The sequence below is a fragment of the Halobacteriovorax sp. HFRX-2_2 genome (assembly GCF_043196705.1).
Classification (GTDB): Bacteria; Bdellovibrionota; Bacteriovoracia; order Bacteriovoracales; family Bacteriovoracaceae; genus Halobacteriovorax_A.
In genome coordinates this window covers 142,148-156,585 of sequence record NZ_JBEBMT010000003.1, presented here as the reverse complement: position 1 = coordinate 156,585, position 14,438 = coordinate 142,148, and the positions used below count along the sequence as shown (strand labels likewise).

Here is a 14,438-nt window from a genome sequence, read left to right as displayed (position 1 = left end):
TGTCAAATAATTGTAAATTAGAAGAAAAACGTTACTCCAAAGGAATGGTTTGTAATAACAGGAGTAAGCAGATTCATGAAAGATATTTGAAAGTCCTTATCTTTGTAAAGGCTAAAATTTACTTCTGCACCAATGATTGGAACAAAGTAGAAGTCACCAATATTGGCAAAGTACGCACCTTCACTGAAGTCAAAACCATTCTCATCAAAATGATAGAAGCCTGCTGTACCATTAATCTCAACATACTTATTACGATAAAAATTATAACTTTGGGTGACACCCCAAATAGGCTCACAGTACGAATTCTCCCCTACAAGTAGTCCAGTGGACCAGTCATAAGCATAGTTGAATCGTACTGAGTGCAATTCATTATAAATAACTCCGCTTCCCTCTGATAGCTCATTACAAAGTGGCCTTGCATTAGGGCCAGTTGGCTTTTGAATATGCGGCGTAATCCCTCCATAGATATATGTAAGGTTCATTGCCTGAGCGTTTGTGGCCATCAAGAATAGTGCGATTATAAGTTTCTTCACATGAATATGTAATGCAATGATAGTGCCAATCTTTTTAAGGGGATTCAAAGACTTAGGCCGTCTAAAAAGTGAACAATTTTTTTAAATCAGTTTAAACTCTAGTCACTTTTAAGACGGCCGATTAAGAATGCTCTTACTTTTTAGAAATTTCAATCGTCGCAGTTGTAAGCGTTCTCTTAAGTTTCCTCGTATCTTCTAGAGTCAGACGAAGAGTTTCTCCACGTTCAACCATTTCAAGTTGTGCTGGATTTAGAGCATAAGTTCCAAAGACAGAATCTTTCGTGAAACGCTCCTTACCAAGCTCTAGACGAATAACACGATTTCCATATCCCTTATCTATTTCGATATTATTAAGCTCACGTCCTTCTAAAGTGATCTCATCACCTGTTACAAGCTCTTCACTCACTTCACCACGCTCAGTAATAAAGTCAGGTAACATATAGACAATACTCTCATTCCCAATATGTTCAGCACTATAAGCATCAACGGCCACTCGAACATAGAAATCATCAGGAATTGATCCATCGACACCAGTGATATCGATAACACGTATACTTAGTGATTCATCATCTCTTACGCCAAAGTTACTAACTCCTAGAGAAACCTTAGCATTTGCATAACTTCCTTCAATAACGAGAGATCTCTTTGCATTGTCATCGAATTGATTGACGGCCTTGATATTCCTAATTTCACCACTAAGTGCAAATGTGTTTAATGAAGTAAGAAGTACAAGAGCTGATGCTAATTTCATATAAATATCCTCGTTAGTTTTTTTATTCACAATAACAAATAATAACTTCTCAATTTAAAATTTTGAAAATTAGTTAGAGCTGTCTTAAAAATACACACCAAAGAATTTTCTACATCCAATAAAGAAATAGAACTAATCCATTGTATATTTATCAAATGATCAAACTTCAAAAACTATTCATCACTACACTGACACTTCTATCCACAACAATATATGCGAATGACTGCCAAGATATTCGACTCGATCAGGGCGAGAATGCGCCATTTAAGAATTTGCCTATTCATGATCAAATGTATGGAAAGCAAAAAGATTCTCAAATGTGCTATGCCTTTGCAGGCTCACAATTTATCGATGCTGTGATTCAAAATGATTTAAAAGCAAAGGGACACATTACATCTGCAATAACAACAGCACTACAAACAAAGCTATCTCCGACGCGAGCAAATGGCAGTAAAGTCAACTTACTCTCCAATATATCGAGGGGCGCTGGCCGCTCTGGACTAGGAGTAGGTCAAATCAATATACTCTTTAAGCAGTTAAAGCAGGGCTTTAGTTGTGATCAAAACTTTCTGACTTCAATTGGAATTAAGGACCCAAATACTTTCTGGGAACCATTCGTTTACGAGTTCTATTCAAATAAGTCACTAGAAGAAAAAGTAAAAACGCTAAAAGAAGAACTAAGACTTCGTGGTGTAAAAGAAGGTTTTTTCAATATTGTCGACGATGAAGTTTTGGCCATTGCAGTTTCAAAAAAAGGCTTCTACTTAAGAGAGCAGGCCATTTTTGAGAAGGTTTGCGAGAATAATAAAATTGAACTCAACCTTCCAGAACTTGAGTACCATGACTACTCTCCTAGTGATATTGGATATAATGAAACAGATGAAGAGTTCAAACAACGTTTTCAAGTTGATGCAGTAAACCCACATATTATCCAAAATATAAGCGCAAGTCTTGAATCAGGAAACAATCTACCGGTTATCGTTGATATCTGCGCCGAAGTCTTAACAGAAAAAGAAAAGAGCTTTAAGCGCTCACTACCTGCCATGAATGGTAGCTGTAGTAACCACTCTGTCCTTGTGATTGGCCAAAGAAAGGCCAAGGACAACTCATGCCAATACCTCGTTAGAAATAGCTGGGGTGATTATCGTAAATATGATCAGGCCTGGGAAGTTGATGAAAAAGGCCAAATCTGGGTTGATGCAAAAACTCTTTCAAGTAGTGTTCTAAAAGTTATTCACGCAAAATAAAAAAAGGGCCGTATAAATACGGCCCTTCGAATATAAATCAATATTTTTAAATATCGGCTTAATCTTCGTTCGCAAGTTTTTCTTTACGTTCTTTCATAACTGTCTCTTGAATATTTGAAGGACAGTCAACGTATCTTGCAAATTCCATCGTGTATGATGCTTTACCTTGAGACATAGATCTTAGGTCATTTGAGTAACCAAACATTTCTGAAAGTGGTACTTCAGCATTGATGATAACTTCTCCACCTGGATCAGTTTCTGAACCTTGGATCATCCCTCTTCTTGAAGAAAGGTCACCAATTACAGAACCTTGGAATTCATCTGGAGTTGTAACTTCAACTTTCATAACTGGTTCCATAAGAACTGGCTGTGCTTTGTTGATAGCTTGTCTCATCGCTTGTCTTGCAGCAATACGGAATGCCATATCTGAAGAGTCAACGTCGTGTGACTTACCGTCTCTTAAGAATACTTCACAGTTAATAACTGGGAATGCAGCAAGAGGACCTTTATCCATAACGTCTTGGAAACCTTTTTCACAGGCACCGATGAATTCGTTAGGAATCGAACCACCTTTAATTTCGTTATTGAATTTAAATACTTGATCTTCTTTATCCTTGTCTTCTTCAGCAAGTGGCTTAAGTAGACCAACAACCTGACCAAATTGACCAGAACCACCAGTTTGCTTCTTGTGAGTGTAGTCAAAAGTAGCTTCAGTTCTGATTGTTTCACGGTAGTTAACCTGTGGAGCACCAACTTGTACTTCTGCACCGAATTCACGCTTTAATCTTTCTACGTAAATTTCAAGGTGAAGCTCACCCATACCAGCGATACGTGTTTCACCTGATTCTTCATCAGTGTAAACGTGGAATGTCGGGTCTTCTTTAATGAATTTAGCAAGACCTTTAGACATCTTCGCTTGCTCGTTCTTATCCTTACAAGAAATCGAAAGTTCGATAACTGGGATTGGAACGTGGATACCTTCAAGAGAAAGGTTTAAGTTATCGTCGTTACCTACGAATGTATCCCCTGATGCACAGTCGATACCTACGATAGCAATGATATCACCAGCGTGAGCTGTATCGATATTCTCTCTATCGTTAGAGTTCATACGAACCATACGTCCGATACGTACTTTCTTACCAGTTCTTGTATTATAAACAGTATCACCTTTATTTAGTGTACCTCTATAGATTCTTGTATAAGTCAGCTGACCAAATTGCTCATCAGTGATCTTGAATGCCATCGCAAGTAGATCTTCTGCTGGATCTGGATTGATTGTAACAGTTTCATCTGTATCTGAATCAACAGCAGTTGGTAGAGCACAAGTAAGTGGTGAAGGAAGGTATCTTGCAACAGCTTCAAGAAGTGCTTGAACACCTTTGTTCTTGAATGCAGACCCCATGTAAACTGGAGTAAGTTGAAGAGATTGAACACCTTTCTTGATACACATGTGAAGTTGTTCTTCAGTTGGCTCATTACCTTCTAGGTAAGCTTCCATAACTTCATCATCGTACTCAGCTACAGCGTCAACCATTTCAGCTCTTAGTTCTTCCATTTGTTCTACTAGATCAGCAGGACATTCTTCGATTCTTACGTTTTCACCGTTATCACCATCAAAGTACATTGCTTGCTTAGTAACTAAGTCAACAACACCTGTGAACTGATCTTCTGCACCAATAGGAATTTGCATAAGAACAGCATTGTGGTTTAGTTTTTCTTTAAGTGCGTCACGTCCATTAAATGGGTTTGCTCCCATACGGTCCATCTTGTTTAAGAAAGCCATTCTTGGAACGTTATATCTTTTCATCTGTCTGTCTACAGTGATTGACTGAGACTGAACACCAGATACTGAACAAAGAACTAGGATTGCACCATCTAGTACACGTAGTGATCTTTCAACCTCAACAGTGAAGTCAACGTGACCCGGAGTATCGATTAGGTTTACACGAGTATCTTTTTCAATACCGTCAGCAAAAGTTGTCCCTTTACCTGTAATACCTTTCCAGTGTGCTGTCGTTGCAGCAGATGTAATTGTAATCCCTTTTTCCTTCTCTAGCTCCATGTGGTCCATAGTTGCACCAGCACCACCACCACGAACATCTTCGATCTTGTGGATCATGTCACAATAAAAAAGGATACGCTCTGAAAGAGTAGTCTTACCAGAGTCGATGTGCGCCGAAATACCGATGTTTCTCGTTTTCGCCATCAGCTTGTTGTTAATCATTCTTAACTCCGTTTTGAGGTTGTTAATATTTAATTGAGTCCAAATAAAAATGGGTGACCAAATTTATATAGTATCGTTCATAAGTTATAATAATCAGTGTTGCATATTAGTGAAAAAAGCCATTCAAGTCAACGAGTTATAAGGCTTTTTTGAGCTTAAAATAAAGAATATTTAAGTATTTATTTTTGACAAACGTGTTGACAAAAAATGACCTAATTCTTAAAAAATCTTTCGCACAAAATTAAAAGGAATAAACTGAATGTCTTCTCAACTTAGTAAACAAGACCTATACGAGTCTGTTAAAACCCTTGTCGAAAGCGACGCGTCACGAATCCACCTTGGTCAACATAAATTATATACGCTCTTTAGTGTGGCGTTCCAATATATGCTATTTAGATCAACAAAAGAGGCCGGTTCTTATATTATCCGAGTCCAAGACGCAAAACTTGCTCAAAAGCTTGCTCGTAAGTCAAAAGATGAATCAACGCGTAAGTTCCTTACACAACTGCAAATTCCAAGAAAAATTAAATATGGAAAATCAACTTTCTATTTAGACTTCTTTAATATTGCCAGCTGGAATATCACAAGAGATTTAAACCCGGCCAATATCAAGGGTTCTCTTATTGTACGTGATACAAGTGAAGAGTCTCCAGTTAAGCAAATCATGGCCCTACAAGCAGAAGCTGCTATGAATGAAGCAATTCTTGAAGGTCACGAAGATGCTAAGATTGATATCCCTGAGCTTCCAGAGGATTTCTATTTCACTAACCTTGTTGAAGCTGCACCAAAGAATATCTTAATTGCCTTTGATGAAGTCATGGAAGAAGGTCTATTAAGCGAATACAACTTTGAAGCAATCAACTTCCCTTTCATTAAAAAAGAAGTTCAAAAAACAATCTCTGGTGTCACAATCTCGAAAGATCTTGATTGGGACGCTATTGATGAATAGGCGCGGCATTGATTGCCCAAAGGCAATCTATTGGACGCGCCGATAGCGCACGTCGCCTGAAATGAAATATATCTTCAACAAGCCGGGTTCATGCCCGGCTTTGTTGCTTAAGCGCTGACGAATGGGAAAGTAAACGAATAAAAGAAACGATATTTTCACGAAGTGAAAATGAGTAAAGGTTCTTTCTCATATAACCGAATCACGCGAGCTTCGCTCTTTGATTCTCTATTTATTCCGAGTCTTATTCAACTCTACACGTCTCTTAATTAAAAACAACTCATCTTTCAATTCTTTATTTGAAACGTCCAATACCCTGATCTCATTATCGAGTTCCCTAATAAATTTATCACGAATAGAGATCTCTTTCTTTAAATTCATAATTTGCGAAGGTGTATCGTTTGATATCTGTTTAGCTTTCAACAATTCTTTTAAGCGTTTATCTCGACCCATTAGCTGGGTAGCCGAAATAGTTTCGTACTTCATGTTTACGTATCTTAATTCTTTTTTAAGCAATGTTATATCTTCATTGGCTTTCTTTACAAGAGATAGCAACTCTACACTTTTCTCATCCTGAAAATTTTTATATAAAATACTAGTAGCGTCTTTCTTTTCAAAGTCATAGAAAGATGTTGTATCAACAAAGAGGTAGCCAAGAAATAAAAACAAAATTGTAGCCTTCACGTATGCTGAGTATTTCTCAAAAAAGCTCAGAGTCCCCTCTTTTAATCGATGTTCCGAATCCGAGACAATAAGTGCAAAGACCAAAAGAAAAAAAAGAGATGGTTCAAATAGAACTAAAGGAACAACTAAGTAATATACTCGACTGAATTGACCAGTTAAATACCTTACTCTTCTGACAAAAAAGGAAGATAAAACGATGCTAGCTAAAAAAATACTAATGTATCTTATCATGTAAACAAAACCGAGAAGTGTAAGATCTTTCTTCATTCGTGAAGTTTGCTCTAGAATTACATATATATTTGCCATATGTAACTCACGCTTGAATGGAAATAAAAGCATAAAGAGCTCATGTAAAAACTGTGGTGAATATTTTCCTAATGATGAAACCAGTGTTAGAAATGTTGGAACAAGAAAAAGCCCTCCCCCTAAAAAGACCCCAATAATAAACTGCCTTCGATTTACTCTCCCTTCATAACTTATGTAAAAATCAAAAAACACTAGATCCCCCAAAGTAAGTTTCTACCTATATTATCGGCAACTTAGCGGTTTACATAAATACATTTTACTTACAAAGTAGTTCACAATGAAATTAACAGATTACATTGCGTAACTAAACTTCTTCAAAAGATAATAGTAATGATTCTAATGATAGAAAAATGAGGGCTACATGGCCCTCATATTGATATTTTGAAAATATAGAAAGTACTAATTCAACCCACTAGTATTCGGATTAAAGTATTGATCCACACTAAAGTCATAAGGACGCACAACTGACATCCCATCAAGTAGGCCAACGATATATCGAGCATATCCCTGTGCTGCATTCCCACCTGAAATATCGGCCATGATATCGGCCAAATCTACCTGTGTGAGAACTTGTGTACCTGCTAGCGTTCCATCAGACTGCATCACTGTTAACATCATTGCACCATCATTAATTAAATAGACAAAGGTTCCTGGTGTCGTCGAACGGTACGCACTATAAGACGTATAGAGATTTATTTGAGTAATAGTTGGATCAGTACTAAATGGATAGATTATATTATCAATTTCTGTAACCACTGAGTCCTTGATTTTTACAAACATATGTTTATCACCATCATCAGTGTGATCATATTTAAGATAACTTATTGCCCCGTTACTATTATCATAATTTATTTGACTCGTTCTAAGTATCTCAACAGGAACAGTCATTTCATGAATTTGGGTCGGTGCCTGTGATGATATCGCTCCAGTCGTTTCATAAATATAGGCCGTATAGTCAATCGCTGCAGTAGGGTCTACATCAACAACATCAGCAAAGTAGATTTTTCCCCCATCCTCACCTAGAAAGTCAGCCGATCTCGTATAAAGCCTAGACTCTGCAACTTGAGTATCTGTATTGATGCAAGTGAGATACTTAGTTATAGAAACAGACAGCTTAAAGCAGAAATAGGAATCATTAGAAACGACCTGATTTTCACTAAAGTTTGCTGAAGTCATTGAAGGCGGAAGAGATGTAACTTCTGAAATAACTTCATCTGCCCCCATTTGATAAATTGTCTGATTTGTTTGTGAAAAGATATAGAGATTATTATTAGCAACGCTAAACCTACGAGGATCAAGTCCAGAAGCTCCAGCAATATAATCATCAACCATTTTTGTTCCACTAACTGTTCCATCTGTAACCCATAACTCAGGCCCATTGACAGCGTCGCCACCTTTAAAATACATCTTGTCATTAAAGAGCACATTTAGGTCCCTGATACTTGCAGTGCCATAGTAGGTATTTGAAACAGTTTTTAGCATCTTAGTTCCAGCAACTGTCGTATCAGTCACCCAAAGATCATAAGTTGTGGCAGCAGACTTGATGATAAAAAAGAGCTGATTTCCAACTCGATTCACAAAAATAGGGTCTGACTGGGCATCACCAAAACCTGGAATTGTTGCCAGAACATTAAAGTTATTATTCTTATCAATTAGAATGATGTCGTAATTAGGATCATTAAAACCTGCTACAATCATTCCATTAGAAAATGTGTAGTGATTTCCTACTGAGTCAGCTGCCTGCGTGTCTGGATTAGTCATCTTTGAATAGGCAAAGCTAGCATTAGGGACTTGAACCGTGTCAGCTGCTAGGCCGTAGCTTAGATAAACTTCATTGCCAGATCCAGTATCGTTAATCATTAAGAATGAGAAATCTGATGTTGTAATAACCTTTCCAACTCCATCACCTGAAGAGGGAGATACATCATCATCAAAATCAAAATCGACTTGAGAAACACATGAAGTTAAAAGAAGGACAGACAAAATAAAATTTAGATATTTAATAGATACCTCTACAGATGAACATGTTATTTCTTTATCGAACTAAAATAAAAACTCTTGAAGAAAATATAAATTTTTTTCATTTCGAGATGTTTAGGAAACATTATTTATTTTCATCGTTTATGTACTATTAGATGGTTGAGACACAATTCTATACTTTAGCTAAAGAGAGTTATTAACGTTTCTTTTGGGTTGGTAACCGAATCACGCGAGCTACGCTCTTTGATTCTTGAGTCACATACATCAGTGAGTCAAAACTGCCCGTTGGGGCACTTTTGCCACACGATGCTGCAGATGACGCTAACAAAAAACTAACTTGAATAATCACTGAAACTCGTCATAATGAATTCATGGAATTTAGTATCATGGTCTCTTTCTTTGTTGCATTATTATCAGTCGTAAACCCAATTGGGGCACTTCCAATGTTTATGGGGCTTACAAAGAACCTTTCAAAAACTCAGAGAAGAAGCATGGTACGAGTCTGCTCAATTGCAGTATTTGTAACTTTAATTATCTCCCTTTTTCTTGGAAAAAAAATCTTGGGCTTTTTTGGGATTTCAATTGGTGCCTTCACAGTCGGTGGAGGAATTCTGATTTTCTCAATGGCAACTTCCATGATCAATGCCAAGGATGTTGAATCTAAACTGACTCAGGAAGAGATGGATGATGACTCTATTAGAGAGGTTGGAATTGTACCACTCGCTATTCCTCTACTTGCTGGACCTGGAGCTATTTCCACGACAATTATTTACGCACAAAACCTGTCCTCACCAATTGACTGGGCCCTAAGTATTCCAATCATTTTCTTAGCTGTACTTTGTATCTATATCGCTCTTATTAATGCAAATCGTATTAGTGAGAAAGTTGGCCAATTGGGAGTTAATGTCACAACACGAGTTATGGGACTTTTCCTCCTAGCAATGTCAGTAGAGATGATAACAAATGGACTTGCTTCGATCCTACCAATTCTAAAGGCCAAGCTTTAGAGCATAACTCACTGCATACGCCTTTCTTGACCGAAGATTTTATATTCTTTAGAATTAAGCTTCATGTTTATAATTAAGAGCTTACTTACTATATTTATCACACTCTCCCTTGCTCATGCGACTAACCATCAAGCAATTGAAGCGAAGTGGTTATCCCTTTCAAAAGAATTTAACTTAGACCCAAATAAGCACGGCTTCTGCTATATTTATCAAGGTCAAGTTTATGGCAAGAATGCACACTTAAAGGGCCGCCTAGCATCGACAAGTAAACCCATTACCTCACTTATGGCAATCGAAACATTAGGCCCAAACTTTCAATATGAAACAAGAGTCTACTCGAATGGAGACAGCATTCACCTAGAGGGATCAAATGATGGGATGTTTAGTGAAGAGAAAATCTTTTATTTAATTGCAGCACTGAATGCAAATGGAATCACAAAACTCAATACCATTAGCTTTGATGACAACACTCCTATTTTTGCTATCGCCCTAAGGCCATATATGAGTATGAGTGAAGCCTGGTATTCAAAAGAATATAATATTGAGCAACTGCAAGAGTACTTTAACCTGAGTCGTAATAAGAAAATTCAAATAAGACTAAAAGAGTTCTTACAAAAAACGGGAGAAGACAGGCTTAAGGAATTGGGCCTTCCGTTAAAGGCTTCAGCTTATCAGATGAAAGTAAATAAGGTTGTCTTTGCTGAATCAAATCCTCTTAAGGAAATTAAATCAACTTACTTAATTAAGTCTCCAGGCCTGCTTACTTATTTAAAGTTTCAAAACTCTGTCTCACATAATTGGCTATCAGATATTACTTATAAGAGCTATGGTGCACAGAAATACTCTAGTTGGTTCTTACAAAACCTAGTCGAAGAAAAACTTGGAAACGACTACTATCAAAAGAGAATTGGTTTTAGTGAAAATGAAGCAAATATAAAACTATATACGGGCTCAGGGCTTGATTCTAAAATTGACGGCAAAAGAGTTGATAACTACGCCACCTGTGCTATTGTCTTAAGTTCATATATCGCACTTGAAAACAGCTTACACCAGACAGGTAATTCAATTGAACATATTCTTCCTATTGCAGGTGTTGATATTGGAACACTTTCAAAGAGACTAAATTCACAAAGAAACCTTGGTTCCATTTTTGCGAAGACAGGAACCCTCATGAACACAAAGTCATTAGCAGGTAAAATTTCAACACAACAAGGCCCAGTCTTCTTTGGTCACTTTCATCATGTATTCAAAGCAAATGGACGAGATCAATATAATGCTAAGATTGTTCAAGACCTTATGACAGAGTTTATGATTGAGGAATTTGGTGGCGCAAAGAAAATAAAGAATTATATGAAACCAAGACCTTTCATCCCACTAGAAGGCACGGTAGAAGAAATCTAAATGAATAAGACAGTAATCCCAATCGTCATCTTACTTATTGGACTTGCCACTTATATTTCTAACGAAAGTACAAAGTCCGTTCAAGAAAAGTTTCAAGAACCAACTCCTATTACTGCAATTGAATCTTCAGTTGTAAAAAAGCAAGCGGCATTAAAAAGGCCTTCAAAAGTAATCTCTAAAAAAGATGAGGCCAACCATAAGCTCCTAGGAGCAATGGCCGACGAACGTGAGGACTTAATAATCCAAGCTTTAAATAGTGGTGCAAATCCTAATCTCATCTTTAACAATAGACAATTCACCATGGCCATGGACAAGAGCTTAAATTGCAATCCAAACGTTTTAAAAGCTCTAATTAAAGCAGGTGCCGATCTTAAACTAAAAGATACGCATGGAAAAAGCGCAATGGATTATGCAAGAAGAAATGGTAGCGCTGAGTGTATAAAAATCTTAAGTGATGCTGGTGTGAACTAAAAAGAAAATTGGGCCTTGGTTTTTACTTTAAGAAGAAAAGATAGGATTTTAGAACAAGAGAAAAAAACAGATTCCTGTTTTTCAGCATGGCCGGTAGAAGTGATATTGGGACTCTTATTAAAGAACCAAGGCCGTCCAACCATTGATACTATTAATAAAGCAATGAGCGTGCCAAGTTTTCTACTCACCAAACCAACACCCATCCTAATAATATCAACAACTTAATACTGGAGCAAAAAGGTCACTGAGGTCAAAATGAACTCGTTTGGCAAATCGCAGAAAGGGTTCAAAATGCACACCGCTCCGCATCGTTCGTATATCTTGTGAGTACTTATGATAAGAATTTAGAGAGAACAGGATTTAATTTTGAAATGATTGTCTCAGCTTCTTGCGAGAATGGAGAAAGAGAGAATCGAATAACGTTAGTAGCGGCCTCATCACTTAGGTCGTAGGCCTTTGCAATACGTGAAGGCTTGATAATACCAGACGCACAAGCTGAGCCACTAGAAGCACAAATTCCGGCCATATCTAATGCCATCATAACAGTGTTGATATTCTTATTATGTACACTGAAGAAAATTGTTGTGGCATTTCTTTTTTTTGCCTTAGCACCAATTAAAGTTATATTTGATCCAAAGTTTTCAACTAACCATTTTTCAATCTCATCTTTTACTCCTTGAGTTCTTTCAATATTTGAATGTGAAAGATTGTAGTCGAGTGCAAGATTAATTGTATAAACACTAAAGGCATTCTCAGTTCCTGAGCGCATTGCCTTTTGTTGGCCACCACCACGAATTAATGGAGTCCAACTCGCCTCTTTTGAAACAAGAGTAAAGCCGACACCTTTTAGTGCGCCAAATTTGTGACCAGAGAAAGTATAGTAGTCAAGGCCAAGAGTTAGCTGATCCCAGTCCTTGATCTTTCCAACAACTTGTACGCAATCAACATGAACACAAGCGCCAGTTTCTTCTTTGACTTTTAAAACCTCATCAAGATCCCACACGACACCATTCTCATTATTCACATAAGTGAAGTTAATGAGTTTCTCACCTTCACACTTGTTTAAAGCTTGAATGACTTCTTGTGTATCAAAATCACCACTATGTGTTTTTAACACGTGAAAGGTACCACCAAGAAGCTCAACATGCTCTTTCTGATTAACCATGCTCGAGTGATCGACATCAAAGCAGAAGACATGAAAACTACTTTTAGCTTTTAGAGCATTGAAGCAGAAGCCTTTTACAACACTATTAATGGCCTCTGTAGCACCTGAGTGAAAGAAGACATCATACTTAGTCGCATTGAAAGTATCTTGAATCTTTTTAATGGTTTGATTGATTAGAGATTTTGATTTTTTTCCCACCTGGTGAATCGAAGCTGGATTACCAAAGTAGACGGCCCCCTCGCAAAGCCAGTCTTGGACTGGTTTAACTAAGGGGGCCGTAGCATTATAATCTAAGTAGAGATAATTATTGATTAATTTCACCTAAACCTGATCTAATTCCTGAAGCGTACTCGCTAAATGCACTTTCAGTTGAAGTGTTCTGAGTAGCAGCTTCTACAGTTTGAGTAGTTTGCTCATTAGAAGTTTCTTCACCTCTAACTTCTGACTCAACCTCACCTGATTTTCTAACAAGGTCACCTAAAGAAGTTGTCGTTAGGTATTCGCTCATAATGAAACCAAGGTTTTGAAAGTAGTTCTTAGACAGGTGGAATTCAACAGTGCTTGCTTGCTCTGCTTCTGTTCCAAGAATGTCTTTTGCTGGATTGATATTCTCTCCAACACATTCAAGAACGTCTTTAATTGTGATTTCTTCCATTGAACGAGCAAGAACATAACCACCACCTGGTCCTCTTACAGACTTAACAGCTTGGCCATTTCTTAGCTTTCTGAAAAGTTGCTCAAGGTAGTGAAGTGAAATGTTTTGTCTTTCTGAAATTTCCTGAAGTCTTACAGGGTTTCCGTTGCTGTGAGTAGTTAGGTCAAGCATTGCTCTAACTGCGTAGCGTCCTTTCGAAGTGAGTCTCATTGGTCTTCCTCCATAAATCCAAATGTTAAATAAAAAAATAGTTTTAAAACTTTAAGCAATTAAATTGTGTGCTAATTAAGGACTCGCATTCCGTGCTATCCTTTCAAGTGAAAGATTTATTCCGTTAAAATCTTTCTCCTAAATATTATGTCAGCCCACAAGTCTTAAAGTCAACTTGATTTAATCAATTATTATAAAAAAATATTTTTTCTTTACTACAGCTCATGGAACACGACAAAAAGTCAATAATATCTGTATGTTAGAAAATATTTAGAAGAGGATGACAAGATATGCCAAACAGACTTAATCGGTTATTTCTGCCCACTTGTTAGAAGATGTTAAAAAATAATTTTCTTTAAAAAATAGTTTCGAGAGGCACTCTCTTCATCTTCTTTTTTGTCGTTGGTTTCAATGCTTAATTGAAAATAATTGAAATCATCAGATAGCTCGCGGTAAATATCTCTGATGTAATCCTTACCCCATTCAACAAGAAAGTATTTTTTCTCATCTAGGTACATTGCTAACTCGAGATGGATAATTTCTTCAGCTGAATCAAGACGGTAAAAGTCAGCATGGACAATATCGCCACAGTCGTTGATAAGGGAATATGTTGGAGAACCTGACTTGTCTTCACCAAGGAAGACATTAGTGAATGTCGTCTTACCAGCACCAACAGGGCCATCTAGAATAACAACTGATGGCTCACTTAATGATTCTTTTAACTCGACAATAATATTTGAAATATCACTTTGGTAAACTTTTTTCCAATGCCTAACATCTTGATAGTCAAACAACAGGTGCTCCTTAGAATTAATTGCTTAGATATTTATTTTCCACGATAAAGATCAATACGCAATC

The 14,438-nt window shown here is 37.1% G+C and carries 13 protein-coding genes; 5 read left to right on the top strand and 8 right to left on the bottom strand.

What is annotated here, in order from left to right; all coding sequences use genetic code 11:
• Positions 1-17: 17 nt before the first annotated feature.
• A complete protein-coding gene (locus ABMA79_RS11300) occupies positions 18-533 on the bottom strand; it encodes a hypothetical protein (RefSeq protein WP_392860457.1) in 516 nt (171 codons plus the stop codon).
• 133 nt (positions 534-666) lie between these two features.
• On the bottom strand, positions 667-1,284 hold the full coding sequence (locus ABMA79_RS11295; protein WP_393092624.1) for a hypothetical protein: 618 nt from the start codon (positions 1,282-1,284) through the stop codon (positions 667-669).
• Positions 1,285-1,439: 155 nt separating this feature from the next.
• Here ABMA79_RS11295 and ABMA79_RS11290 point away from each other — a divergent pair, with 155 nt between their 5' ends.
• On the top strand, positions 1,440-2,531 hold the full coding sequence (locus tag ABMA79_RS11290) for a hypothetical protein (protein ID WP_393092621.1): 1,092 nt from the start codon (positions 1,440-1,442) through the stop codon (positions 2,529-2,531).
• Between the two features lie 58 nt (positions 2,532-2,589).
• Here the strand turns inward: ABMA79_RS11290 and fusA are convergent, their stop codons facing one another.
• Complete coding sequence (fusA, locus tag ABMA79_RS11285) at positions 2,590-4,755, bottom strand: elongation factor G (protein ID WP_392860452.1); 2,166 nt, start codon at positions 4,753-4,755, stop codon at positions 2,590-2,592.
• A 259-nt stretch (positions 4,756-5,014) separates the two neighbouring features.
• Here fusA and ABMA79_RS11280 point away from each other — a divergent pair, with 259 nt between their 5' ends.
• Positions 5,015-5,704: a hypothetical protein gene (locus ABMA79_RS11280; RefSeq protein WP_393092618.1), complete on the top strand. Its 690-nt coding sequence runs from the start codon at positions 5,015-5,017 to the stop codon at positions 5,702-5,704.
• A gap of 225 nt (positions 5,705-5,929) precedes the next feature.
• Here the strand turns inward: ABMA79_RS11280 and ABMA79_RS11275 are convergent, their stop codons facing one another.
• The gene (locus ABMA79_RS11275; RefSeq protein WP_393092616.1) at positions 5,930-6,883 is read right to left on the bottom strand and encodes a hypothetical protein; all 954 of its coding nucleotides are present in this window, start codon (positions 6,881-6,883) and stop codon (positions 5,930-5,932) included.
• Positions 6,884-7,090: 207 nt separating this feature from the next.
• Positions 7,091-8,674 (bottom strand): hypothetical protein, encoded by a 1,584-nt coding sequence (locus tag ABMA79_RS11270; RefSeq protein WP_393092614.1) that lies wholly within the window; start codon positions 8,672-8,674, stop codon positions 7,091-7,093.
• A 368-nt stretch (positions 8,675-9,042) separates the two neighbouring features.
• Here ABMA79_RS11270 and ABMA79_RS11265 point away from each other — a divergent pair, with 368 nt between their 5' ends.
• The 3 genes from ABMA79_RS11265 (at position 9,043) to ABMA79_RS11255 (ending at position 11,550) form a co-directional block, all read left to right on the top strand.
• Positions 9,043-9,678 (top strand): MarC family protein, encoded by a 636-nt coding sequence (locus tag ABMA79_RS11265; RefSeq protein ID WP_392860445.1) that lies wholly within the window; start codon positions 9,043-9,045, stop codon positions 9,676-9,678.
• A 63-nt stretch (positions 9,679-9,741) separates the two neighbouring features.
• Positions 9,742-11,079 carry a D-alanyl-D-alanine carboxypeptidase gene (locus ABMA79_RS11260; protein WP_393092612.1) on the top strand — a complete coding sequence of 446 codons (1,338 nt, stop codon included), beginning with the start codon at positions 9,742-9,744 and terminating at the stop codon, positions 11,077-11,079.
• On the top strand, positions 11,080-11,550 hold the full coding sequence (locus ABMA79_RS11255) for an ankyrin repeat domain-containing protein (protein ID WP_393092610.1): 471 nt from the start codon (positions 11,080-11,082) through the stop codon (positions 11,548-11,550).
• Positions 11,551-11,881: 331 nt separating this feature from the next.
• On the opposite strand, the gene ABMA79_RS11250 is transcribed toward ABMA79_RS11255, so the two are convergent.
• From ABMA79_RS11250 to ABMA79_RS11240, 3 genes are all read right to left on the bottom strand, one after another.
• Positions 11,882-13,036, bottom strand: coding sequence for a cysteine desulfurase family protein (locus ABMA79_RS11250; protein WP_392860439.1), 1,155 nt, complete (start codon positions 13,034-13,036; stop codon positions 11,882-11,884).
• Entirely contained in the window at positions 13,020-13,580 is a 561-nt protein-coding gene (locus tag ABMA79_RS11245) for an Rrf2 family transcriptional regulator (protein ID WP_392860438.1), read from the bottom strand. Before ABMA79_RS11245 ends, ABMA79_RS11250 begins: the two co-directional genes overlap by 17 nt.
• Positions 13,581-13,918: 338 nt before the next feature.
• Positions 13,919-14,374: a tRNA (adenosine(37)-N6)-threonylcarbamoyltransferase complex ATPase subunit type 1 TsaE gene (locus ABMA79_RS11240; RefSeq protein ID WP_392860437.1), complete on the bottom strand. Its 456-nt coding sequence runs from the start codon at positions 14,372-14,374 to the stop codon at positions 13,919-13,921.
• Positions 14,375-14,438: the final 64 nt, after the last annotated feature.